Here is a 24573-nt window from a genome sequence, read left to right on the forward strand (position 1 = left end):
TCTAACCTATATTCCAAGCAGGTTCTAACCTCTGTAAAATTAGGCTGACCTTTAAATAAAATATCCTATTTTTCGAGAAATGATTTTTCAAAAAATCCCAAAAGATATTCCAACGTTATTGGGTCACTGTAGGTCGAAGCTTTCGTATTAATTTCAAATACACGATTGTTTTTAACCGCAGGTATGTTCTTCCACACACTTGTTTTTAAAAATGAATTATCACCATCCGTGCTTTTACTCAAGATAATATAATTCCCAGCAAACTCAGGAAGTAATTCCGAAGAAAACGTATAGATGCCAGATTCAAGTGCTTTCTCTTTTACTTTTTTAGGCATGTTTAGTTTCATTGCTTGATACAATATTTCTGTTCCGCGCGCATAATTATTTCCAAATATATAAAACTCTTTATTGCCGCTTTCAATCACAGAAACAGTCGCATCTTCACCAATTTTTTCACGTATCGCTTTTCCTGCAGATGCCACCCGTTTTTGGAAATCACTGACCCACTCTTTCGCTTCTTTTTCTTTGTTTAAAAGTTTTCCAATTTCTATTTGCTGGTTCAAATAATCTAATTTCCCCCAAGTATAGACAACTGTAGGAGCTATTTTATTTAGTTTCTTGATGTTCTTCATTTCAGATCCAGCAATGATTAAGTCAGGCTTCAGCTCCATGATCTTTTCTAGGTCATCCTCTGATACTACTTCTACTCCCTTTACCTTTTCTTTAAAAAGCGGGTTCATGCTGCTCCACTCATCAATTCCAACGAGCTTTCCTCCTAAAGCTATCACATTTGGGCCATTACTAAGGGCCACTATTCTTCTAGGGTTTTTAGGAACCTTTACAGGTCCGGTTTCTGATTTGTATGTAATTGTTTCACTTTTAGTGTCTCCCTTATCTTTACCGTTTGTCGTTTCGCTGTTTCCACAAGCGCTAACGATGATAGCCAGTACAAGTAGAAATGGTATAAAAAATAGCTTCTTCAGGTTAATCTTCTCCTTTTTCACATTATGTTATTTGACAATCTTTATCAATCATTATCAAATAACATAAAAAGGCCTCTGGCTTAGAGGCCTTTTCTATTACTTAATTCATCGCACTTAGTAAAATTGATCAACTTATTTAGCTTTAAAATAACTATTAAACTACGGTAATACTCGTATTAACTCGTTTTTCTTAATAACTTTTGTTTTTCTTTGCTCTTTCTTATCATAAAGTGTGCACCAGACAGGCATAATCCAACGGCTATTCCGATTGTCAAGTTTGTAAAAACCGTTAACGAAAAGGTCGTGAGTAAAACCAATGAATGAAATGATTTTTCTTTTATGACCTTTGAGAACTGTTCTTTTTTACTGATATTCCATGCTACGACCATTAAAACTGGCGCGAGACTCGCAAGTGCAACATATGAAGCATACGGAGCTAGCAACAGCAGCACAATCAAAACAAAGATAGCATGCGTGATTCCTGCAATTGGAGAGGAAGCGCCGTTTTTAATATTGGTAACGGTTCTTGCAATTTCTCCTGCTGCCGGAATACCTGAAAACAGCGGCGTAACCATATTTACGATTCCTTGACCAATCAGTTCTTTTTTGCTGCTGTGCTTTGATTTCGTCATTTCATCTGCAACGCGAGCTGTCAGTAAAGACTGCAATCCTACAAGTATAGCAATCACAAAAGCAGAAGGTAAAAGAGTTAAGACCCTCTCCATGGTTATGTCCGGAAACGTTGGCGCTGGGAAATGGCTAGGTATCTTTCCATAAATTGAACCAATCGTTTCAAACTGATTTGAAAAGAAAAAAGATGCCAAGCCAGTGGATACGATAATTCCAAGCAAATAGGAGATACCAAGTGATTTCGGTGAAAAATAAAGAACAATTAAAATCGTTAGTAAGCACAATGCTGCTGTAATGACACTGTAGATATTAATAAAATGTAAGTTACCAAAGATTTCTTTTATATTCAAATGAAAATACTGATATTTTTCAATAGCATGTAACCCAAGGAAGTTTGGGATCTGTCCGCTAAAAATAATCAGCGCAATTCCTGACTGAAACCCTACAATAATGGACGAAGGAAAATACTTGATTAAAGCTCCTACCTTACATAGCGCAAAGATAATGAGAAGAATTCCGGACATGAAGCCGGCAATCAATAAATTTTCATAGCCATATTGCAACACAATCCCTAATAAAACAGGAACAAACGCACCGGTGGGTCCCGCAATTTGAAACCTACATCCACCTAAAATAGCAATTAGTAATCCCGCTACAATTGTTGTATAAAGTCCTGTAACAGGCGATATTCCAGAAGCTATCGCAAATCCTAACCCTAAAGGTATGGCTATAATACCTACAACAATACCTGATAGTATATCTTTCTTCAAATGATGCAAGGAGTAATTTCGAAAAACCTCTAGATTCATAAGTGTACATCAGCCTCCATTTTAAGTAGTGAGGTTACCCATTCGTATTTTCGTCATACAACCTTATTTAGCTTTCATCCATTCAAAATAAGGTGGGCTACTCGATTACTTCTATCTTAAAGGAGACAACTTACAAAAAAATAAACAGGAAATTAGAAGTTTCTTAGCGAGTTATTAAAATTTTCTTAAAAATTATTATAATTTATTCTTTTAATTATTTTTCAGATGGGTCTAGGTAAAACCTATATTGCCTATTTATAAATATAGCAAGCAAGACAATTCTATAAAACAGCCTTGAGAGTAGTACTTTTAGGCATTTGATAAACAAATTAGTTATGAAACTTTCTCTTCTCTCTGTTCTTTTGATACTCTACAAAAAAGAATACTGGAACTGAACCAATACCTATACCAATTGAAATAAACAACGCCTGACTCAAATGTAGATTGGCATTTGCTGCTACTTTACTATAAATCATAAAACATACAAAGCTTAAAACTCCTACAGCAAAAGAGGTCAGCACATGCTTATACCATTTCGTCATATTATCCTCCTCTCTCTTATAACAGGATAAAAAAAAACATACCCGCTGCTAAGGTTATGGATATTTCCAAATTATCACATCTCCTATTTATTTCTTTTCCTTCTTTTTTTCTTGTTAAACAAGTCCGGCGCGGCTATAAAAGTTAGAATATTAATAAGGATGGGAAAGAGCTTAATCAAATCAATCTGGCAGAATGAAGACCAAGCAACCGTGAGAAGAACAGGAAGATAGAGTAGTAAACATTGAGCTCAGGTAGTATAAGAGCATAGCGATTGCACATATATAGCTAAAAATAAAAAAGCAGGATTCCTCCTGCCTTTTTGCATATGTAATTCCTCTTCACTATGTCAACTCAGCGCTTTTAGCTATCATAAAAGCAGAGATACTAAACAAGACAATGAATAAAGAAGCGGCATGTAACAGTAAAAAAAGAAATTTTTGGCCGCCTTTAATGAAGAAAGAATAAATCATCCCTAGGATTGTCACTAAGATTATAAGTGCTGCTGCTATTTTGATTAGTATAGCAAATACATTCCCCGCAAATACAATTGACGGAATAAAAGACGCTATAATAATGATATACAAAACCAGTGTAGCAAGAAAAGCGGTTTTTGATACGTTTGAAGCATGTGTAAACAAATTCCCCATATAATCTCCTTTCTCATTTTAAAACTGCATCTTTTACTATAATACATGTGTATAGAGGACACAATTAACTTTTGTAAAAATCCCCATAAATTAAGCTTTATCGCCAATGATGTCGGTTATATTTTTGAGATCTTGTTTGCTTAGTTTATAAAATCTTGTTGGTGTTTCTTTGTTTGAATTATTTGTTGATAAATAGCCCTGTTCTCCCCTGTCTGTTAAGGTTAAATGCATTTCTTTATGGGAAGTATCTTTGTATTCCATATAAATATCGTACATAGGTCTTAGAATCATCACATCTTTATTAGTTGGAGCAGCCGATTCAATAGCTCTTTCTATCGTTTCTGTCACCTTTTGATCTTGTGAAGAGTAGAAATAGTCACCATAAAAACCATTGTATCCTTTCGATTGAGAAATAGAGATGGTTTTCAGTTCCTTTTTTAGTTTTACTGTCTCATTGTTACTTTTTCATGCGGTAAGTCCACATGCAAGAAGCCCGCTACTCAGGCTTAAAACAAATTGTCTTAACATACTATGTCCTTTCCTATCCATAAAAAATAAATGACAATACATAACATTTTTACATATTTAATCTAATTATAAAAGGTTTTATTATTTTAAAAGCGTTATTTTCTTTTTATGGTTCACTTACCGAACATTTATAAGAAGCGGATGACTGTATAATGAAGTAACAGTTTTGTAGCCCTGGTTAAATAGATAGTGCAACAATTAAAAAAACACACATAGTGTTTACTAGAAACTACATCATAAAAAGGCTGCCTAAATAGGCTGCCTTTTATTACTTTGTTTGAATGAATATACTCTATAAAGCTGGTTATCCTATAGGAACGTCAAAAAGCTAAGTTTCTTTTTGTACATCCCTTCATACTTTTGATGAAACCACGCATAGAATTATAGACGAGTTCGCATATATCTAAAAATTTTCCTATTTACTAAATAAAAGGATTATATTCCTTTTTATGGTATAATCAAAAAAGTAAAATTCATAGGGAGTGAATACATTGGAAACTAATACAAAACCTCAAGTAAATACCACCTCTATTGTTTCTCTAACTCTAGGTGTCCTGTCCATTTTTATTCCGATCATCGGGTTTATTACAGGTATTATCGGCATTATTCTCTATAAGAAAGCATCAAATGAAATAGCCGCTACCAATCAAGGCGGTAAAGGGCTCGCTATTTCCGGACTTATCTGCAGTATAGTAGGAGTGGTTTCTCAGCTACTCTTTGTATTAGGAATTATTACGTTTGTATTTGCAGGAACGACGATGGAGTAGAAATATTAAGTTTTCAGTATGAGTAGAGACAAAAAGCATAAAAAAATCATGATCTTATCTACGTTAGAGCGGTATTACGAGCTTTAAAAGCCTAGAGACCTGGTGTTTCTAGGCTTTTTGGCTACTTATCTATCACGTCTAGCAGAAAAGAAATGGCTTAGTTTACTGTTTAGAACATAACTTAACCTTCAGCTATGTTCCCCATTAACCATTGTTCTTTTATATAACGAAGTACACTCGAAACCACTTAATAGTAAGAAAGCGTTTGTATAGGAACAAATTGTTACATTAGAAGAGTGTAATACACCATATGGAAATTAAGTAAGTCTTGAGTCACCTATATGTGGTATATTATTACTCGTTGAAAAAATATATATAAATATTCGGGGGAAGTAAAATTTGAATAACTTACTAGCAAAGAAAGATTTAACAGCCGAGCAACTAGCAATGGTTCAATCAGAAATGAACAAAAAAGGTAAGTCAAAAGGAATTGCTTATGCTTTATGGTTCTTTCTCGGTGGTTTAGGCGGACATCGTTACTACGCAGGGAACGTTGGAATGGCAATCGCGATGACTTTAACGCTTGGTGGATTAGGAATCTGGGCTTTCATTGATGTGTTTATGATTGGAGGAGCAATTGAAAAGAAAAACGAAGAGATTGAATTTGAAGCTATTCAATTAGTGAAAACGTTAAATAACTAATTAGAGGGACACTAGCTCTTTTTCTATAATAGATCATATATTTAAAGTACGTTCATTTAAAAATAGTAATAAAGTGAACATCAAAAAGAACAAACAGCGAATGCTGTTTGTTCTTTTTGTATGCTATTAAGTCAATGCGTAATTGAGAATCTGCTTGTTCTTAGACATTAATCGTTTCTTTTAAATAAAACACCCGTCTTAATTAAAAATAGGGAACGATATCATAAACGTTGAACTAATTAGTGTTTTCCTTATCCCCTATTCTTTTTTTCAAGTAATTCAATTACTCTATCATTTTGTTTGACGATCATTCTTAGCTTTGCTTCCAACGAACACAAAGTGATAAAGACGGCTATAAATCCTATAATGATAAAAAACATAACGGCTTATCTCCCTTACAGCATTCTTTTTTAAAACAGCCAACCATATACCAGTATTTCCGATCTAATATAAAATATCATAAAAGTTTTCTTTGATAATCAGCATCTACTATTTTCTTTAGCCCTTCGCTTCGTTTAGAAATAAACGCAGTCCAAAAAAATTTGCTCTTTTTCTTTAATTGCTCCGATGAGTAACTTTCTAAGTCAAATCTTCCCCAACAGCCACCACTAGAAAACGCTCAGTACACATCACTCCTTACATCTCAAAGAAGCTATGCCTCTCCACTTTGCACACTCTAAGCGAAAAATTTTGATACCATTCTGTTTTCCCTTTATGCTGTGCTGCGCGGTGGGCCGAATGTTCTTTCCACATTTTTATTGATTCTAAAGAATCCCAGTACGAAACAGTAATTCCTAAGTCTTTATCTCTGGCACATTCTATTCCTAAAAAGCCTTTTTGTTTAGATGCAAGCTCTACCATTTTATCTGCCATTATTCCATATCCCTTCTCACCTTCCGTTCTTTCAGAAGCAAAAATAACAGCATAGTAAGGCGGTTCGGGGGTTTTAGCGATTCCAGTCATATTGATTTCCTCCTTTTAAAGTCGGGTTAATAGCAAAAAGAGTCTAACATGAAGACTCTTTTACTCTTGATACGTAGAAGCTACTACTCTATATTTTTTCACTTTTGCTAGTTCTTTGTCAGGGATTTGAGACGAAATCGAGTTAAAAGAAATTGATTTTCCAGGAGTTAGCTGCGCCTCTTCCGATTGAAATGTAGTTCCTATAAACTCATTGTTTTTTCCGTATACGGCTGCACCAACCATCATATACTCGATAGGTTCTTTTGTATTGTTTGTAGCTGTCCCTGTGATATGTAAGATATGATTATCTTTTTCCTGATTGACTGCGTCGTCTTTAACCTTCAATCTTTTTACATCGCTTGCCGGTTTTATAGGATTAATATTCACCTTTACATCATATGTATCTGGCTCTTTGTTAATAATTCCTTCTGCTGAAATATATCCTTTCTGGCCCGGTTTTAAAATATAAGGGGCTAGATGAACGTCAGGGTCATTTGGAATGATATGCGGGTCAATTACTTTTCCACTCTTATTTACATACTTTATAGTCGTATCGTTTACGTTAAGGGTTTTGTTGCTTTCGTTTTTTATAACCGCAGAATAGCTCAGTACATGATCATGAGTGACGGAATCTACAAGTGTATAACTCTTTTCTTCTACTATTTTTATTTTCTCTTCTTTTGTTTTTTCTTATGCTGAGCAGTGTCCGTTTCCTTGTTGCATCCAGCTAGAATTAACAAGATTGCCAGTAGTACTCCCAGAAGCAGTTTTACTTCATATGACAAATATACGAATGCCTGTATTTACATTACTGACTTTGAATCTAATTTAGGAATTGCCAAGGCCGGTGATTTTTTAAAAAAGCCTCTCTAAAAATTGCTTTTAGAGAGGTTTTTGCTGTATTCATTACAAGCGCTAGTTCTTTATATCTTTTAACGCTCTATAGGCATTTGCTTCTCCTGAACCAAATAAAGCGTCGTGTCCTTTTTTTCCATAGTCAAAAGCTGTTTGCTTAATGCGTGCTGTTACTTGAGCAGGTTTGTATTCAGGGTGAGCCGCTTTAAGAACTCCTGCAATTCCAGCTACTTGAGGAGTGGCCATAGAAGTACCGGCGTTCAGCTCGTAGGAAGTCCCTAAATAAGTAGGCCATGTACTTAGGATTAAATTACTTGGATCAGCCGCTGCAGGATCATTGGTTTTAGCATATTTTTCTCCAAAATCTCCTCCTGGAGCCGCTACGTCAATGGCGCTGTTTCCATAATTAGAATAGAAAGCAAGCTGCTGAGTTGACCATTTTGTGGAAGCTGACACATTAATCACTCCTGGCATTTGTGCCGGTACAACAGTTGCGGGCCCTTTGACACTTATTCCATATGGTTCATACATGTTATTTAAAAAGTCGTTTACTTCTTTTTTATTATCCAAATTCAAACTTTCATTCCCGCTACCGGCTACGACCGTTACACCATTTTTCACGGCATACTGAATGGCTCTTTTCCAAAGCAGCGTTTCAGCGATCGATTTATAGCTTTCTCCTTCAATAGTCATCTTGTTGTTATTATAAAAACGAAGAGACATATTAATAACATCAACTTCATCATTTGTTGCGGCGATAATTCCGTCTATAATCCAAGCTGGCAGCCCAAGAGCTTGCTCTGAGTACAGTACGCGATAAGAGCGTATTCCAAGTTCTGGTCCCACTCCTTTTACTTTTCCATTTGCTCCAATGATTCCGGCAACATGCGTACCGTGTCCATTACGATCTTTTATATCCGCGGGATCCCCTGTTTCAGATTCATCCATTCCAGCAGGCACAAGATTACGTCCACCCAGTATATTATTTTTTAAATCAGGATGAGATTCATCGATTCCTGTATCAATAACTCCCACCACCGCTTTATGAGTTGTACTGCCGTCTTTATTTTTATACCCGCCTGTTTCTATATCATAAGATTTTCCGCCGTTTGTCACTCGTTGAATATCCCACTGAGAATCCCAATAATTCTCTGAACTCTGTGAGCTGATAATACTAGATTGATAGTTATAAGGACTAACTGCTGTTTTGTCCAAGGTTAGAGGAATTTCTCTGTTAGCAGCTTCGATTGAAGAATTTCCTTTTAAATTGTTAAGAAAAGAAGCCTGTTCAGATTGAGCTTCTATTCCTCCCACCTCAGGAAGCGATTTAGTGACTTTACCACCAGCTTTTTGGATAATCTCTTGATAGTTGTCTGGTAATCCATTTTTAAAAGCGATTGCGTATCTGTTACTTACCTTTTGATCTTGACTCTCGGCTTGGGTAGGAACTCCACCAACGGAAAGTATTCCAGCTCCTACTGCAAGCGAAAGCACCGTATGTAGAATTTTCTTTTGCATATGTCTCCTCCTATATATGGAAATATTTATCATATCTATCTTATTACATCCTCTTTTAAATTCCAAGTTTTTCTAATAGATTATGATTTTTAAAATAAGAATGGGGTTATATTTCACAAACAATAACCAAAATAAGGATTTTTAACGAGTTTTATAGCCTATTTATCGTCTAAAGGAACCTTATTATTTGATGCATCAAATAATAAAGAGTACAGTTGCTTTATAGTAAAGGTTACAAGCGAAAGGATGAGTAACATGTTTAAAGACGGTTATGTAAAAGTAAATGATGTGAATCTTCATTACGTGACAAAAGGTGAAGGTGAACTTATGCTGTTTTTACACGGATTTCCTTACTTTTGGTATACATGGCACCATCAGTTAGAAGAGTTTTCTAAAGATTATCGCGTGGTAGCTGTAGATATGCGAGGCTATAACTTATCAGACAAACCAGAAGAAATTTCTTCTTACAGCATGCCCCTTCTAATGGAAGACGTAAAACAATTAATTGAGGCATTTGGTGAAAAAGAATGTGTGTTAGTGGCACACGATTGGGGCGGCGCCGTTGCATGGGCATTTGCTTATACGTATCCCGAGTATATAAAAAAATTAGTTATGTTTGATGCACCGCACCCTTACACATTTATAAGAGAACTTGCTGAAAACCCTGCTCAACGAGAAGCTAGCAGCTATATGAGCTTTTTCCAAGAGCCAAATTCTCAAGATGAGTTATTAGCAAATAATAGTGAAAAACTAAGAAACATGCTAACGGAGCCCGGCATTAAAAAAGGCTATTTAACAAAAGAAGAAGAAGCTAAATATGTAGAGGCGTGGAATCAGCCGAATGCAATGAAATCCATGCTTAACTACTACCGTGCGTCTTCTCTCTATCCATTTGAAGAGCGTGTTCATAAACCTGTTGCACTGCCGCTTAAAGTGTTCCAATCTCCCACTTTAATTATATGGGGAAATGCGGACGAAGCTTTTGAAAACAGTAATTTAGATGGTATTGAAGAGTACGTTCCACATGTAACGATTCACCGCTTAGATGGTGTAGGACATGCTCCTCAACATGAGCAGCCGGAAAAAGTGAATGGATTTATGAGAGACTTTTTACGCAAATAAAATAAAAAAAGGCTGCAAAGTGCTGGATAAAAACGCTTTGCAGTCCTTTTTATAGATTATAAAATCTACTATCAGCTATTTTTATATTATTGGGTTATGTTTAAGCGTTTTGATAAGTGTATAAGGGGTATAAATATTATTGTACAGATTCCCCCCAAAGGAACATATGTACATTTTTCTTTCTTACTTACCCTTTTTGAACCCTCTTTTTACAGGGTTCTTTTTTACGAGTTTACTTCTTCTCCCATCGGAAGAACGACTTTGATTAAAGCCCCTCCCTTATCCTTATTATCAGCCGTGATGCTTCCTCCATGATTTTTCACAATGGAATGAGCAATATAAAGACCTAGCCCCAAGTTTCCATGTCCGCCTGCCCTTGACGCATCTTCTCTGTAAAACTTTTTAAATAGCTGTTCTTTATTCGATAACGCAAAGCCAGGACCGGTATCATGTATTTCGAATATCACTTCGTTGTGATGAATCACGGTATTCCAAACTATTTGGCCTCTTTCAGGAGTATATCGAATACAGTTTGTAATGATATTATCTAACACTTGAGAAATGCGCTGAGGATCTCCATAAAATTGGTTTGGTGCTTGCGTTTCACTAATCGAAGATAAAAATGTAATCTCTTTTTTTTGACATAAAAGCTGAAATTCGTCTGCTTTCTCATGCACAAATGTATTAATATCGATAGGTTCTCGTTTTACAGTAAATCCCGGATTTTCTATGACCGAGACTTCTTGCAGCTGATTTAATAGTTGAATAGATCGAAGCGTGTTCGTGTAAATGGTATGTAAATATCTATTGAGCCTCTCTGGGTCCTTTTTGCTTCCTTCTACTAAAATTTCTGTATGGCCATGAATAATCGTAAGAGGCGTTCTTAAATCATGAGCAATCGCAGCAGTCATTTCTTTCCGGTCTTCTTCTAGCTGCCATTGTTTAGATAGCGATTGCTTTAATTCTTTTCGCATTTCTTCAAATGCATGTAAGAGCTGACTTAATTCTTTTGCGTCTTGAGTCACGGACAGCGAAAAATCCAAATTATTATGCTGAATATTTTTTGCGGCTGTCATAAGCTCGTTAAAAGGCCGTTCAATTTTTTTACTAAATCGTCTTCCAAACAAATAAGCAAACAAATAAAGGTAAAGAAACGGACTGGCTAACGATAAAAACGTTACAAGCGCAACAATCCATTTAATATTTGGATTAGTCGAAGCCATATTTAATTGATATCTTAACGCAATGGCCCCATTTATTTCGTCTTTTGAATTAAAAAGCGGATAAACCTTTATAATGTACTTACCTGCATGTATATTGGTATTGACTTGAGAATAAAAATCACGTTTACTCTTAATGTATGAAGTGGACATGGATCCATACACGGTTTGTCCTTCTTTATTTATAATTTGATAATCCATTCCTTCTAGCGGAATAACAGATTCTACTTGGTTTTTAGCATCTTTAGAAAGGAGCGCATCTTCTTTTTCTTTCACGAACTGAAGAATACCCGGAATTTTTTTTTCATAATAATTCGCGGGATTTAGTGCTCCGGGCATAAGAACCCAGTTAACTGTGATCACAACGCCCCACGTTAAAAGCGTAGCGAGCAAGCTATACAGCAAGATCAAATGAAAAGATAAAACAAACTGTGCCTTTAACGTTGCTCGGTGCATCCATTTTTTTATTTTACCCATTTGTAGCCAATGCCCCAAACGGTCGAGATGTAGGGTGTTTCGTCATATTTTAATAGTTTTGCTCTGATTTTCTTCACGTGTTCCGTAATAGTAGACGAATCTCCTTCCGCGTCGTAGCCCCAAACTTTTTCATACAGCTGCTCACGTGTAAAAACCTGTCCTGGATGAAGAGCCAAAAAATGAATGATCTCAAATTCTCTCGAAGTAAACGGAATCACTTCATTGTTATGTAGAATTTGATATCCGTTTAAATCAATGGTTAACTCTCCAAAATGAAGCCTGTTATAAGAATTACTGCTGATTCTCTGCTCTCGGCGCAGATGAGCGTAAATCCGGGCTTTTAGTTCTTTCATGCTAAAAGGTTTAACTAAATAATCATCTCCACCCACTAATAGTCCTTTTACTCGATCCTGCTCCGTTTGTTTTGCACTTAAAAAGATGATGGGGCATGATATGCTTTTTCGGATCAGTTCGCAAAGAGCAAAGCCGTCCATGCCTGGCATCATCACATCCAGCACAATTAAGTCTGGATTTATTTTTAACTTTTTTAATGCTTCCTGTCCTTCGTAAGCGAACAGCACATCATATCCTTCATCTTGCAGCGCATCTTTCATAAATGAAATAATATCTTTTTCATCGTCCACTAGTAAAATTGTTTGACTCATTTCCAACTCACCCTACCCATTCTTTCTTTTTCCATACGATTAGGTTTATTATAAGGCTAATGAGTAAAATTGGAAATAATAGGTTTACTAAAAATTCAGAGTTTGAACTGCTTAATTCATGAAAAACAGAATCTGTTACGGAGAAAAAGAAGCTTAGTTTATCTGAAACATAGACACTTCCAATTAAAGCGCCAATGGTTGCCACGCAGGATAAAATAGAGTTAGGCATTAGGACACTCATAATGCTGGCCATACTGATAACCGCTATGAAGATGCAAAAACAAATCCCATAAAATTTTAGTGAATATAAAAATGCTCCGACAGTCCCTACAGTCTGTCCTCCCAAAAACGTTGTTTCGTTTACATGAGGCATAGCTACTCTTCCAAGGCACGTCCCCACTACCCAAGTGATACAAAGAATAAGAAAGATCAGTAAACATTGAACTGTCCATTTCATGAAAAACAGCTTCAAACGATGATGCGGTCGAATTAATACCATGCGTAGAGCTCCCGACGTGTACTCTCCGTTAAAGCTATCTGCAACAAACATAGGAATGACGATAAACGTAATAACAAACGATAGCTCTCGAAGAAACAAAGGTGCCGAATTTAAGGAATCAATTTTCACGGCATGGTCTGCATCAAAAAAAGAAATGCCTCCCATTTGAAATAAAAAGAACCAAATAAAAGCAAGTAACCCTGCGTACACGGCTAATACAACCGCTGTCTTTTTTCGTTTAAACGTTCGCTCTAATTCACTGATAAAAAGTCCTGTCATAATTTCTTCTCTCCTTTTTATAAAAATGATTCTTTTTTTCGAATAGCTAAAAACGTTAGGCCGCTAAAAAATAGAATATAAAAACCTAAGATACCCAGATTCCAGCCTACAAACTGCGGTTTTTCTGCCATCATGACTGTAATACCCTGCCATTGAATCATCGGTACGGAAGTAAAAAACAGCTGTCCAAAGAGCTCTTGACTTATCCACTGCTTAAACCCGGTTAATAACGTAGGATACGAAAACGAGATCAGTATAAAAGCAACACCAATTCCAACAGCCGTAGTGGTCGTTTTGCTGATAACAGAGATAAAAAACAAAACAGAGCATATCGCAATAGTTGTTAAATAAGCATATCCATAGAATGAAAGATTATATAGCAGCGCTTCTTTTATGTTGAAAACATGGTTGTGATAAAACACAAAGTAGCTTTGCGGGTGTTCAAACATCAGAAAGCCTATCGCGTAGCTCATGCAAAAATACGTAATAAAAAACAGTAAGTTAAACAGCAGAAGCACTGCGGCTTTCGCTATGATGATTTCTTTAAACGAATACGAGCGTATCATGACCATTCGCAGCTGCCCTGATCGGTACTCTCCGGTAACGACAAGCGTAATAAAAATTAAGAACATGGCATTAAAAACGGTGAATAACATTTCGGCTAAGCTCAGTACAGGAAAGTTTCCAGCAAATGTATACTGTGGTAAATCCACTGTGAGTGCTCCATTTTGTTTTTGGAGATAGGAAGAAGCGATTAACAGCACCACCGGCACTAATAGAAAGGTCAGCCACGTCACTTTTCTTTTCCAAAGTCTTTCCCACTCCGCTAGTAACAGCTCCTTCATTGCGACACCAGCTCTACAAATGCATCTTCAAGATTTTTACCGGAAGCCAGCTGTTCCAAAGCCCCGTCCCATATTAGCTCTCCTTCTCTCACCACAACAATTTGATCACATACTCGCTGTAATTCATCCAGCAAATGACTAGAAATCAGAATCGTTTTGTTATAGTCACGTTTTAAGGTAAAAAGCAGCTCGCGCAGTTCACGTACGCCCATTGGATCTAAGCCGTTAGCCGGCTCATCTAATATTAATAAGTCCGGGTTACCTAGCAGCGCTTGTGCAATTCCAAGTCTTTGCTTCATCCCAAGAGAATACGTTCGAACTTTATCGTTTTTTCTGCCGGTTAATCCCACAATTTCAAGCACTTCTTTTACTCTTTGTTTCCTTTCTTGTTTTGTAGAAAATGAATGCAGACGAGCTAAATTTGTTAGATTTTCTTTTCCCGTCATATAAGGAAAAAAGATCGGAGACTCCACAATTGCGCCAACGCTTTGCAGCGCTTCTTTTCTTTGTGAAAGAATATGTTTGTTATTAATGAAAACTTCTCCCCCAGTTGGTTTAATTAACCCCGTCAACAAACGAATTAATGTTGTTTTACCAGCACCGTTTGGCCCTAATAGTCCGCATATTTCTCCTTTGTTAATTTGAAAAGATACTTCTTTCACTAAGTGACGACGCTTTACTTTTTTCGAAACACTCTTTACATCTAAAATGATATTATTCATATAAATCCCTCCTACACGTAGTATAGAAGGGATTTATAAAGAATTTATAAAGAATTTATAAAGTTTATAAAAATTATCTTACAGGCTTTTTAGCGATGATATAGGATGCAATCGCGAACAAAAGTAAACATATGGATAAAAGCAAATAGCCAGCACCTTCAAAGCCTCTTACTTTTACATAACCAATATAAAAAAGAACAACAGCAGCAATAACGGTTAACATGGAAGGAAGCACTCTAACCACCTTGTTCCATTTCATTCTTCTGAACAGCCAGGTTAACAGAAGTATAAGTACACCTGGTATCAGTGCGATAAGTAAAGGACCGCCTATCATCATAATCTATCAACCTTTCAAGATACCTGTTATTAATCAACGTATAGAGAAAGATACTTAGATACTGTGTTTAATTTAGCTTTTTCTTCCCTTTTCCGTAAATCAACACCTGATAAGAATCATCTTTCACTTTATTCTTCATTTCTTTTGTTTCAAGAAATTCATTAATCATTTCTTCAAGTTCACTCGCAAATTTTTTATTGTCCTGGGAAATGCTTAATGAAGTGTAGATAAGCACTTGTGGTTCAGGATGAACAGAATAGCCTACCATCTTTACATGATATTTCTCTTTTCCTAGTAAATCTTCACCCACATCAGTAATAATATTTCCCCACCGATTGTCTTGGTCACGTTTCTGAAGGTTTATTTTCTTTATTTTTATTGAAGCATTCTCTGTCTTATTTTCAGCCAAAACAGCGTGAATAACGGCTTTTATTTCTTCCACTCTCTTTTCTGTATTAGGAATTTCCACCTCTACCCTTGGTGGAGAGCTAAAACTAATGTTAGCTACTAAAAAGTCATAATGATGCTTCTTTAGCTGTGTAGAAATATCGGTTTGAATCTTTTCAATTTTCTTCTCTTGTGCATTCGGTTCTGTATAGACATAGGGCTCCATTCTTTCAGTTTTAAAAGTATAGGCATCATATTGCCTTTTCGATAAAATGTTGGTTGCAATGTCAGTGATATCTCCTCGTACTTTATTAAAATACTTCTCTGACCCTTCTACCGATACAATTAATTCTTTTTTTCCTCCATAATAAGTCTGCCCCACGCTAGCCGTTTTATATCCTTTTTTCTCAAGCTCTTGATACAATACATCTGATACAGGCTCTTGCTTAAAAAGCTGTCCTAAATAAGGAATTTTAGCAACCACCTGCGCCATTGCTGGAAAAACAAATGCTGAACTAATGAATGCACCGCTCAAAATAAAAAATGCAATAACAAAATATATAACATTTCTTAGAAGATGATTTTGTTTTATAGAAAATAGATTGCTTTTAGACTTTACGGGTTGTGAAGATTCTAATTGATTTATTGTTTCTAAAAGCCTTTGCTTGTGCTTTTGTTTTCTCGTTGGTTTCCAAATCAACTCCTCATTTAATTTTTCTAGTAAATTGTCATCTATATAAGAATTAAACGGTTTTTTCATATACATATCCATCCTTTACTAACTGCTTTCTTAAAGCAGGAATTGCCCTGAACTGCGCTGATTTCACTTTGCTTTCAGACCAGCCTAAAATAGTAGCTGTATCTTTAACGGAAAAATCTTGAACTTTGCGCAGTAAAATAACTTTACGATGTGAATCTTTGAGCTTTCCTAACGCTTGATACAGTTCTAAAGAGGTTTCTTTAAGCTCAATCATTTCTTGAGGTAAACGAGCATGATCCTTTTTTGAAAGAAGAAAGTCTTTTAAAAGACTAGTAGGCTTTTGTTTTCTAAAATAATCAATGGTTACATTATGAGCAATACGAAATAACCACGTTTTTTCACTAGCGTTTTGCTGAAATAAATCATAGGAAAGATAGGCTTTTACGAATGTTTCATGGGTCAAATCTTCAGCTTGCTGATAATCTTTTACGAGCATCAAAATAAATTTTAATAAGGCGTCACTATGTTCATCATACCAACGCTCAATTTCTTCTTTTTTCGTATTTTCCAATGTCCTGACCATCCTTTTAACTAATATTCGTTACTTAGACGTAATCTAGAGAAAAAAGTTGTGGTTTTTATTTACAAAAATAAAAAAGCTCTCCTAATTAAGAAAGCTTTTACTATCACAATCTATAAAACTTTTAGTTAACCAACGGCTTACGGCTCAGAAATTCCATTTGCAATCGCTAATAAAAACATCACGCCAGAAAGCAAAACAAAAAAGATACTGTTAGCGATAATGCTAAACCACACAACGCTTGGCTTCTTCGTTCGAACTCCTAAAACTAACGCAACAATAAAGCCCATGTCTATCGCCAAAAACAGCCACAGCGGAATGGTCAAGTCACCCGTCCTGCTTGGAAAAATTGAATTTTGCGGAAACAGCCAGTTCGCAAAAAACACAACAAACGCAGCTGCTAGCAAAATAACCGTTAATACAATCGGCTTAATTTCCTTTGGGATACTCATTTTAAATACCTCCTAACCAAAGAAAATAATACCATATATTACTAGGTTAAAATACAAAGATTACAAAGTCTCACCCTCAAAAAGAAAGAGAGGACATAAATTTTTCTACGCCCCCTTCTTTATTCATTTGGCACATACTCAAAAATATCACTTGGTTGATAATCTTAGACATAACTCATTCTAAATATTCTTCGGCTAAGGCAGGGGTTAAATAGCGAGCCATGCCGGTTTTCATTTTACGAAACCCTTCTTTTCTGTAAAACTCTTCATTACCCGCTGTAGAAACAAGATGAACGCAGGAAATATCATTGAGCTGAGTAAGCAGGTTTCTTATAATTTGCTGTCCAATTCCTTTATTCTGATAATGCTCTTCAACCACAACGTCATAGATGGCAGCATTAAACACACCGTCTGAAAGAGCTCTGCCAAACCCTACTATGTTATCTTCGTCATAAGCGATCGCTACCGCATGGCTTGATTGAAATATTTTTTTGATCTTTTCTTCATCATGTTTCTTCCACCCTACGGAGTGATAAATTTCTTTCATCCTCGACCATTCAACATTTTCTATACGATTTGACAGGGAAACCTTCATAGAACCTACTCCTTTTCTTTTTATATAAACTATTTCGGTCTTTAAAATACAAGTCCTTGGTGTATCATCCATTTATCTTTCAAATCATGACGAGTATTCAGGCTATAAAAAACATATATTCAATATATATAAGTAGATTCTAAAAGGAGTTACCTTTAATCAAAATGTAGACAAAAATAAAAGTTCAAATCATATACGATTTGAACCTAAGATAAATACTCGATTTATAGACTGCCTAAAAAGCTAATAAACTTTTTAAGACTTTGCGAGCGCTGCTTCCCTTTCTTTACCACAAAATCAATTTGAACGTCTTCTGAAAGCTCTTGATATTGAATGCTTTGCATATCACTACGAGAATTTACTATACTAGCTGGCACTACACTCATTCCAAGTCCATCACGGACACCTTGTAAAATAGCTTCTAATGAATCAAATTCCATGATATTTCCCTTGTTTATATGATGTTCTCTAGAAAATGCTAATAGTCTGTTTCTATAGATGCAGTTCACATCACTATTGATGAGTAGCGTTGGTTGGGCGTTTTCTTCTCTATCTTCATATGGAGGTAAAATGAGTACCATCTTTTCTACATAGCGATAAACTGAATCAAACTGCGCCTCGTTATAAGTTCCGCTAAGAAAAAGTCCGTCAATTTCTCCGTACGAAAGCATTTCTTGTAAGACTTGTTTTCTATCTGTTTTTATTTTAACCTCAATATTTTGATATTCTTTAAGAAAAGACGAAAATAAAGAAGGAACTTTAATAGCAGAGACCGTCTGCGAAGCGCCAATGACTAAAGATTTTCTAAACTTATTTGGATTAACTTCTGCTTTAGCTTCGTCCATTAAACGTAAAATACGCTGGGCATAGTTAAACAAAGCTTCCCCTTCATCTGTTAACGTGACTCCTCTATTCGTACGTGTCAATAATTTAGTACCTAACTCCTCCTCTAAGTTTTTCATTCGCTGGCTGATATGCGGCTGAACATATCCTAATACCTCTGCAGCTTTTGATAGTGATTTTGTTTCTGCAACACATTTAAAAATTCGTAAGTCTGGGCTTTCCACTCCTAATTCCTCCGTTGATATCATTTTAAATGATACCTCTCTTAGTATTACCTATTATATCCTTTTTTTGATCGAATATATAATAAAAGATGTTAAGAGAAAGGAAGGTTTAAAGAAATGAATGATTTTACAAATAAAGTATTTATTATTACCGGGGGTGGCACTGGTGTTGGCAAAGCAACGGCTTTAAAGTTAGCCGACAAAGGCGCAAAACTTGTTATAAACTACAGTGCCTCAGAAAAAGAAGCCAAAAAAGTTGTGGAGGAAATTGTAGAAAAAGGAAATATGGCATTTGCTTTTAAAGCGAATGTAGCCGTCGAGCACGAAGTCAATGAAATGATCCATCAAACGATTGTCCAATTCGGACGGTTAGACGGATTGGTGAATAACGCTAGTATTACAGCTCAAATTCCTATGAATGACTTAGAGTCTGCAACTGATGATGTATGGGACTCCTTATATGCTGTAAACGTAAAAGGCATGTTTCACTGTGTAAAAGCAGTCGCTCCACATATGAAAAAGCAAAAGTCAGGAGCGATTGTTAATGTAGGAAGTGTTGCGGGTACAACTGGAATCGGGTCATCTATTCCCTATGCAGCAAGTAAAGCTGCGATTCATACGATGACTAAGTCGTTAGCAATTGCACTGGCACCCGATATTCGTGTAAACTGCATCTCTCCTGGTGCAGTCGACACAAGATGGTGGTCTGGTAACGAAGATAAGATGTATCAGCTTGCAGGAAATTTACCTCTTCAGCGCATTTCTTCCCCTGAAGATATTGCAGATGCTATTTTGTTTCAGCTAAAGCAAGAATCTGTGACGGGCCAAGTGTTCACGATTGATAACGGACAAACTCTTTAATATCACACATAGCATACGTGAATATTCCTAAACCACAAACCCCGCTACTAGCAAGAAACAGTAGTGGGGTTACGATATATAAACTTAGCTTTTAACAAGCACTATGCTACTCATTTAATCGCTTTTTCCAAAGTGAAAATCCTTCAAATAGCCGGCCTCCATATGGTTCTAACACTTTATCAACTAGTTGAATCACTTTATCTTTATTCCTTGTTTTATAAAAGGTATCAAATGCCTCTACGAACTCTTTACTGAAGCTTTCATTATAGTGATTCAAAGATCGTACAATCCATTTAGAATCCCCAATCCAATGACCATTTGTTCTTAAAACAAATTCATGCGTTATGTAAGCGAGCGTGTTGGCAATAAAAAGTGCTTCACTTTTATTTGAAGAACCAATTAAATCATCCAAGGCATCACTTATAAAATATCTTTTTAGTTCAATTGTCTCTTTTGTCCATTTTTCTGGGCCTTTTTCTAGTAATTGTTTCGCTTCTTTTTTTATAGATTGGACAATCCCATTATCCACTAAAATAATTCCCTCGGAAATCATTCTCGGTAGTGAAGGTCTAGCCCTTTCGAAGTCGCTTTTAAAAAAAGCTTGGTATGAAGTCAGATTATGGGCAAAAACCTCTATTGCCCATCCAAATTCAATGAGAGACTCTCTAAAAGAAGAAGTAAGACTCTCATCAAAAATAACAAGGTCAAGATCAGACGTGTGCGTAGCTTCTCCTCTAATTACGCTCCCGGCGAGTAATGCGCCTTGACAATTAGGATAATGGGCGAAAATAAATTGTTTAGCTGCTTGTAGTGGCCCTACTCTTTTTAGCTCTTTCATCGTATTCCTCCAGAAAATGATATGTATTATTTTTCTGGCTAGAAGGTAGAAATCCCTTTTAAAAATAGACTTGAATGAATATATATTTTGTAAGAAATTTCAGAATTCAATCTCCATTCAAATGTAAATGCGGTTTATGATCCCCAACAACTGTTTAATGGCTGACAACTTAACTAGTTACAGAAGAAGGTTTTATTTCCCTAATTGTTTTTACAATAAACACAGGGACAGGCAGCAGGCTGAGCTTTCCTAATGAAGTAATGATGCGAATATACTTCATTTCACCTTCCACATCAATTTCATCTCCTATATTCCAAGATTCCATGGCTTTTTGACTAAGAACAGGAATGATCTTCAGCACATCGCCATCAAACTGGATGTTATCTTTCACCTCCAAAAAAGAGAGGTGATCCATTCTTTTATAGTGATGCTTTGGATATGTTCTTTTTTTGAATACCGTTCCCGTAACCCTCACTAAAGCCACCTTCTCTTTTTTATCAGATTATTAATTTCACTTTGCTGTAAACAAGAGAAGGCAAAAATGATTGTTTCTCTTGTTTACTTTTCAGCAGAAAACGTCATAGCATAGCGCTTGAATCACACTATTTAACTCTTAAGTTTCGCAGCTGGGCCTTCAAGCTGTATAAAATTTTTCACTGTAGATTTACTTCCGCAAGACTCGCGTACGATTAGTTCATCTTTTAATACAAACTTTTTTCGTTCTAACGCTTTTCCGCTCATTAATCCAAGCAATAATTCCATCGCTTTTTTTCCAATTTCATATTTAGGCTGCTCAATCGTTGTAATATGAGGTTCAATGATATCCGACATTTTTGAGTTATCAAACCCTACTACAGCTATATCTTCAGGCACTTTTAACCCGCTGTCTTTTGCGGCTTTTATCGCTCCTATCGCCATTTCATCGTTAAAAACAAATACGGAAGTTGGTCGTTGTTCCAACGATAATAAGCGAATCATTTGATGATAACCGGACTCTAAGCTGAAATCTCCTTCTTGAATAAAAGCGGAATCCACGGGTAAATCGTGACTAATCATAGCTTGGCGGTACCCTTTTAATCGGTCACGGCTTAAGATAACATTCATAGGGCCCGTGATATGCGCGATTTTGGTATGCCCAAGGCTTATTAAATGCTCCGTTATTTTTCGCGCCCCGCTAATATTATCAATAGATACGGTAGAGATATCTAAGCCGTCAATGTATTCGCACGCAAGAACCGTAGGGAACTGTCTGGAGACTTGTTCAATTCTATCTTTATCCATGCGGGCTGTTAACAAGATCATGCCGTCCGCTTGCTTTTGGAATAATAAATCAACAAACTCTCCTTCTCGCTCAATATCGTTTTCTGTATCTCCTAAAATCACTCGGTAGCCGCTTTTAATGGCCGTATGCTGAATTCCTTTAAGAACTTCCGAAAAAAACGGGTGAGTAATATCAGGAACAACTACTAAAATGGTTTTTGTTTCTTTTTTCCTGAACTGTCTAGCGATAATATGGGGCTGATAATTTAATTCTTCAATGGCCTTTAAGACTTTTTCCTGCGTTTCTTTGCTTACTAGGTGGGGCTGACTAAGAACTCGCGAGACAGTAGCTGGAGCTACATTAGCTAGTTTGGCCACATCACTCATTTTAACTGACATACATTCACTCACCTTTATCTGTAGTAATTAACATTTTATAATGAAAAGTTCTATCCGTTTTGCATCCATCTCTATTATACCTTACTGGCATAATAAAGCCTCTCTTTATCATTATGGTGGGGGTCTGAATAGAACACAATTAAGACTATTTTAAACTAGCTATGCCCACAAGTTCTGATCTTATTTCAAGCATAAACCATGAAAAGTGATGCAAAACATATCTTTTTATGTTTCGCATCACTTCAGTCGATCACGTTAAATGTTTAGGCCTTCTTTAATATTTAATCCTTCTCTAATCGACTTTAACGTTACTTCGTTTGACCATTCTGGTCGATCAGGGTAGGCAAATACAGAGTTTGTTACGATGCCATCAAATTTAATTTCTCTTAACTTGCGATACAATGCATCAAAATCAATTTCTCCTTCACCAGGATTTAAATGCTGGTGAATCGTTACATTCGCATCAGGCGGATTTACAATATAGCGAAGTCCAAACGCTGCTTTATGGTTAAGCGTATCAGCAATCAGAACGTGTGCAAGCAAATCACCTGCTTCATCGATATGCTTCGCTACATCGCCAATGCCATCGTCATAAAAGAAAGCATGAGGGACAGAATAAACTAATTTAATCCAGTCTTTATCCAGCGCACGAATCATTGCAATAGCTTCTGTGTTTAATTCGATAAAATCATTTGGATGCGATTGGAGGTTAAGCTTAATTCCTTCTCTTTCAAAAATCGGCATCAGCTCTTCCATTGATTTAACAAAAGCCGCTTCGCTTTCAACAGGCCGGCTCTTGTCTCCGCTGAATTCACTGTTCATTAAATCTACTTCCAGCTCAGAAGTAATTTCGATTGTACGCTTCCAGTTCCTTACTGCTGCTTCACGTTCCTGCTCATTTGGTGAAGACCATTGCTGCACCGGAAGCACAGAAGAAATTTTCACACCGGCATCGGCACAATATCTTTTTAAGTCTTTTATACGCTGTTTATCAACTTTTGGGTATTCATAAAACCAAATAAAATCTTTGCGCGGTGATAACTCTACGTATTCATAACCTAATCTTGCAACTGTATCAATCGTATCTTTTAAACTTGTATTGTCACGGTAATGTGACGGATCATATGCTAAACGCAATTTAAAGCTCCCCTTTCTTTTATGCACACTAGACGTGCCCATCCCCCAGTATTTTAATGTGATCTATAAGTAAGCTGTTTCATAAACAGAGCGTTCTTACGCTTACATTTTGCCTGCTGCGCTTAATGTTTTATGATAGAAACCAGGACGTTCGCCTAAAGAAATAGGAACAATATTCCCTGATTTTTTCGCTTCTAAGCAAGCATCTGAAGTAACGGCCGCAACGTAACCATCCCATGCTGTTGGTCCATTCACTTCGCCTTTAAGCGTTGAATTAATCCAGTCTTGAAGTTCTGTATCATAAGAGTCGATGAATCGATCTTTCCAATCTACTAAAATTTCAGTAGATTTCTTTGCTTCGCTGCGTAAAACGACGCTTGAAGGTTCAGGTAAGTAGGCAATTCCTGTTTCTCCTACTACTTGACATTGAATATCATAGCCGTACTGGCAGTTTACAAAGACCTCAGCATCAATTCGAACGCCTTGCTTTGTTTCTAGTAGCACCATAATTGGATCTTGCAGATGTTCAAGTGCCTTGCTCGTTTTTCTCGGTGCCACGATTTGAACAGATACATAATCGTCATTTAATAACCAGCGCAAAACGTCAATTTCGTGGATGAATGTATCAACGATTGACATATCGCCTGTATATGTATCAGGTACCGTAGGATTTCTGTGTGCGCAGTGAACCATTAATGCTTCACCAATTTGCCCGCTTTCAATCACTTTCTTTAAAGCACGATACCCTGTATCATAGCGGCGCATATAGCCGACTTGCACCAATGGCTTGCCGTGTGTAATCTCAGCGTCAACGATTCTTTTGCAGCCTTCAGCAGTCGTAGCAAGCGGCTTTTCGCAAAATACAGGTTTTCCAGCTTGAATCGCTGCAAGCACGAACTCCTCGTGCGTCGGTCCCCAAGAAGTAACAATAACTGCATCTACATCTTCTGACTTAATCAGCTCATGTCCGTCATCATAAATAACGGCATCCAAGTTTTGATTTTTTACAACAGCTTTTGCTTGTTCTTGATTTACATCCGTAACCGCAACAATTTTGCCGCCTGATAATGTATTGGTAATTCTTCTAATATGATCTTGTCCGATTGCTCCTGTTCCAATAACGCCAATTTTTAATACCATAATCTATGGCCTCCTTTAATATGTGAACTTAAAAAATAGTGCTCAA

The 24573-nt window shown here is 36.4% G+C and carries 28 protein-coding genes; 4 read left to right on the top strand and 24 right to left on the bottom strand.

What is annotated here, in order from left to right; genetic code table 11:
* Positions 1–65: 65 nt before the first annotated feature.
* The 5 genes from ACLHDF_RS01425 to ACLHDF_RS01445 form a co-directional block, all read right to left on the bottom strand.
* Complete coding sequence (locus ACLHDF_RS01425) at positions 66–983, bottom strand: iron-hydroxamate ABC transporter substrate-binding protein (RefSeq protein ID WP_413918241.1); 918 nt, start codon at positions 981–983, stop codon at positions 66–68.
* A 176-nt stretch (positions 984–1159) separates the two neighbouring features.
* Complete coding sequence (locus ACLHDF_RS01430) at positions 1160–2422, bottom strand: SulP family inorganic anion transporter (protein WP_413917263.1); 1263 nt, start codon at positions 2420–2422, stop codon at positions 1160–1162.
* A 329-nt stretch (positions 2423–2751) separates the two neighbouring features.
* Complete coding sequence (locus ACLHDF_RS01435; RefSeq protein ID WP_413917264.1) at positions 2752–2964, bottom strand: hypothetical protein; 213 nt, start codon at positions 2962–2964, stop codon at positions 2752–2754.
* 342 nt (positions 2965–3306) lie between these two features.
* The gene (locus ACLHDF_RS01440) at positions 3307–3612 is read right to left on the bottom strand and encodes a hypothetical protein (protein ID WP_413917265.1); all 306 of its coding nucleotides are present in this window, start codon (positions 3610–3612) and stop codon (positions 3307–3309) included.
* A gap of 90 nt (positions 3613–3702) precedes the next feature.
* Positions 3703–3960: a hypothetical protein gene (locus ACLHDF_RS01445; RefSeq protein ID WP_413917266.1), complete on the bottom strand. Its 258-nt coding sequence runs from the start codon at positions 3958–3960 to the stop codon at positions 3703–3705.
* Between the two features lie 671 nt (positions 3961–4631).
* On the opposite strand from ACLHDF_RS01445, the gene ACLHDF_RS01450 reads away from it, so the two are divergent.
* Together ACLHDF_RS01450 and ACLHDF_RS01455 are read left to right on the top strand one after the other, a co-directional pair.
* Positions 4632–4907 carry a DUF4190 domain-containing protein gene (locus ACLHDF_RS01450; protein ID WP_413917267.1) on the top strand — a complete coding sequence of 92 codons (276 nt, stop codon included), beginning with the start codon at positions 4632–4634 and terminating at the stop codon, positions 4905–4907.
* Positions 4908–5306: 399 nt separating this feature from the next.
* Entirely contained in the window at positions 5307–5609 is a 303-nt protein-coding gene (locus ACLHDF_RS01455; protein ID WP_413917268.1) for a TM2 domain-containing protein, read from the top strand.
* 636 nt (positions 5610–6245) lie between these two features.
* Here ACLHDF_RS01455 and ACLHDF_RS01460 read toward each other — a convergent pair.
* The 3 genes from ACLHDF_RS01460 to ACLHDF_RS01470 form a co-directional block, all read right to left on the bottom strand.
* Positions 6246–6572 carry an antibiotic biosynthesis monooxygenase family protein gene (locus ACLHDF_RS01460; RefSeq protein WP_413917269.1) on the bottom strand — a complete coding sequence of 109 codons (327 nt, stop codon included), beginning with the start codon at positions 6570–6572 and terminating at the stop codon, positions 6246–6248.
* 60 nt (positions 6573–6632) lie between these two features.
* Positions 6633–6959: an FxLYD domain-containing protein gene (locus tag ACLHDF_RS01465; protein WP_413917270.1), complete on the bottom strand. Its 327-nt coding sequence runs from the start codon at positions 6957–6959 to the stop codon at positions 6633–6635.
* Between the two features lie 528 nt (positions 6960–7487).
* The gene (locus ACLHDF_RS01470; protein ID WP_413917271.1) at positions 7488–8945 is read right to left on the bottom strand and encodes a S8 family serine peptidase; all 1458 of its coding nucleotides are present in this window, start codon (positions 8943–8945) and stop codon (positions 7488–7490) included.
* 255 nt (positions 8946–9200) lie between these two features.
* Here ACLHDF_RS01470 and ACLHDF_RS01475 point away from each other — a divergent pair, with 255 nt between their 5' ends.
* A complete protein-coding gene (locus ACLHDF_RS01475) occupies positions 9201–10067 on the top strand; it encodes an alpha/beta fold hydrolase (RefSeq protein WP_413917272.1) in 867 nt (288 codons plus the stop codon).
* Between the two features lie 224 nt (positions 10068–10291).
* Here the strand turns inward: ACLHDF_RS01475 and ACLHDF_RS01480 are convergent, their stop codons facing one another.
* The 11 genes from ACLHDF_RS01480 to ACLHDF_RS01530 all read right to left on the bottom strand — a co-directional run bounded on the left by ACLHDF_RS01480 (position 10292) and on the right by ACLHDF_RS01530 (position 18892).
* Positions 10292–11764, bottom strand: coding sequence for a sensor histidine kinase (locus ACLHDF_RS01480; RefSeq protein ID WP_413917273.1), 1473 nt, complete (start codon positions 11762–11764; stop codon positions 10292–10294).
* On the bottom strand, positions 11752–12429 hold the full coding sequence (locus tag ACLHDF_RS01485) for a response regulator transcription factor (RefSeq protein WP_413917274.1): 678 nt from the start codon (positions 12427–12429) through the stop codon (positions 11752–11754). Before ACLHDF_RS01485 ends, ACLHDF_RS01480 begins: the two co-directional genes overlap by 13 nt.
* Positions 12430–12436: 7 nt before the next feature.
* A complete protein-coding gene (locus ACLHDF_RS01490; RefSeq protein WP_413917275.1) occupies positions 12437–13207 on the bottom strand; it encodes an ABC transporter permease in 771 nt (256 codons plus the stop codon).
* A gap of 17 nt (positions 13208–13224) precedes the next feature.
* Positions 13225–14052 carry an ABC transporter permease subunit gene (locus ACLHDF_RS01495; RefSeq protein ID WP_413917276.1) on the bottom strand — a complete coding sequence of 276 codons (828 nt, stop codon included), beginning with the start codon at positions 14050–14052 and terminating at the stop codon, positions 13225–13227.
* The gene (locus tag ACLHDF_RS01500) at positions 14049–14774 is read right to left on the bottom strand and encodes an ABC transporter ATP-binding protein (RefSeq protein ID WP_413917277.1); all 726 of its coding nucleotides are present in this window, start codon (positions 14772–14774) and stop codon (positions 14049–14051) included. Before ACLHDF_RS01500 ends, ACLHDF_RS01495 begins: the two co-directional genes overlap by 4 nt.
* Positions 14775–14847: 73 nt before the next feature.
* The gene (locus ACLHDF_RS01505) at positions 14848–15111 is read right to left on the bottom strand and encodes a YesK family protein (protein WP_413917278.1); all 264 of its coding nucleotides are present in this window, start codon (positions 15109–15111) and stop codon (positions 14848–14850) included.
* Between the two features lie 67 nt (positions 15112–15178).
* On the bottom strand, positions 15179–16258 hold the full coding sequence (locus ACLHDF_RS01510) for a DUF4030 domain-containing protein (protein WP_413917279.1): 1080 nt from the start codon (positions 16256–16258) through the stop codon (positions 15179–15181).
* Entirely contained in the window at positions 16242–16769 is a 528-nt protein-coding gene (locus ACLHDF_RS01515) for an RNA polymerase sigma factor (protein WP_413917280.1), read from the bottom strand. The genes ACLHDF_RS01510 and ACLHDF_RS01515 overlap by 17 nt, the downstream gene beginning before the upstream one ends.
* A gap of 149 nt (positions 16770–16918) precedes the next feature.
* Entirely contained in the window at positions 16919–17230 is a 312-nt protein-coding gene (locus ACLHDF_RS01520) for a hypothetical protein (RefSeq protein ID WP_413917281.1), read from the bottom strand.
* Between the two features lie 175 nt (positions 17231–17405).
* Positions 17406–17825 carry a GNAT family N-acetyltransferase gene (locus ACLHDF_RS01525; protein WP_413917282.1) on the bottom strand — a complete coding sequence of 140 codons (420 nt, stop codon included), beginning with the start codon at positions 17823–17825 and terminating at the stop codon, positions 17406–17408.
* 224 nt (positions 17826–18049) lie between these two features.
* Positions 18050–18892 (bottom strand): LysR family transcriptional regulator, encoded by an 843-nt coding sequence (locus tag ACLHDF_RS01530; RefSeq protein ID WP_413917283.1) that lies wholly within the window; start codon positions 18890–18892, stop codon positions 18050–18052.
* Between the two features lie 117 nt (positions 18893–19009).
* Between ACLHDF_RS01530 and ACLHDF_RS01535 the strand changes: the two genes are divergently transcribed.
* Positions 19010–19753, top strand: a complete 744-nt coding sequence (locus ACLHDF_RS01535; protein ID WP_413917284.1) for an SDR family NAD(P)-dependent oxidoreductase — start codon at positions 19010–19012, stop codon at positions 19751–19753.
* A 106-nt stretch (positions 19754–19859) separates the two neighbouring features.
* On the opposite strand, the gene ACLHDF_RS01540 is transcribed toward ACLHDF_RS01535, so the two are convergent.
* From ACLHDF_RS01540 to ACLHDF_RS01560, 5 genes are all read right to left on the bottom strand, one after another.
* On the bottom strand, positions 19860–20591 hold the full coding sequence (locus tag ACLHDF_RS01540) for a nucleotidyltransferase domain-containing protein (protein WP_413917285.1): 732 nt from the start codon (positions 20589–20591) through the stop codon (positions 19860–19862).
* A 169-nt stretch (positions 20592–20760) separates the two neighbouring features.
* Positions 20761–21066 (bottom strand): hypothetical protein, encoded by a 306-nt coding sequence (locus ACLHDF_RS01545; protein WP_413917286.1) that lies wholly within the window; start codon positions 21064–21066, stop codon positions 20761–20763.
* A gap of 131 nt (positions 21067–21197) precedes the next feature.
* The gene (locus tag ACLHDF_RS01550; protein WP_413917287.1) at positions 21198–22250 is read right to left on the bottom strand and encodes a LacI family DNA-binding transcriptional regulator; all 1053 of its coding nucleotides are present in this window, start codon (positions 22248–22250) and stop codon (positions 21198–21200) included.
* Positions 22251–22505: 255 nt separating this feature from the next.
* Complete coding sequence (locus ACLHDF_RS01555; RefSeq protein ID WP_251392060.1) at positions 22506–23387, bottom strand: sugar phosphate isomerase/epimerase family protein; 882 nt, start codon at positions 23385–23387, stop codon at positions 22506–22508.
* A gap of 102 nt (positions 23388–23489) precedes the next feature.
* Entirely contained in the window at positions 23490–24527 is a 1038-nt protein-coding gene (locus ACLHDF_RS01560) for a Gfo/Idh/MocA family protein (RefSeq protein WP_413917288.1), read from the bottom strand.
* Between the last annotated feature and the right edge of the window lie 46 nt (positions 24528–24573).

Source organism: Priestia megaterium, from assembly GCF_046599315.1.
Taxonomy (GTDB): Bacteria; Bacillota; Bacilli; order Bacillales; family Bacillaceae_H; genus Priestia; species Priestia megaterium_F.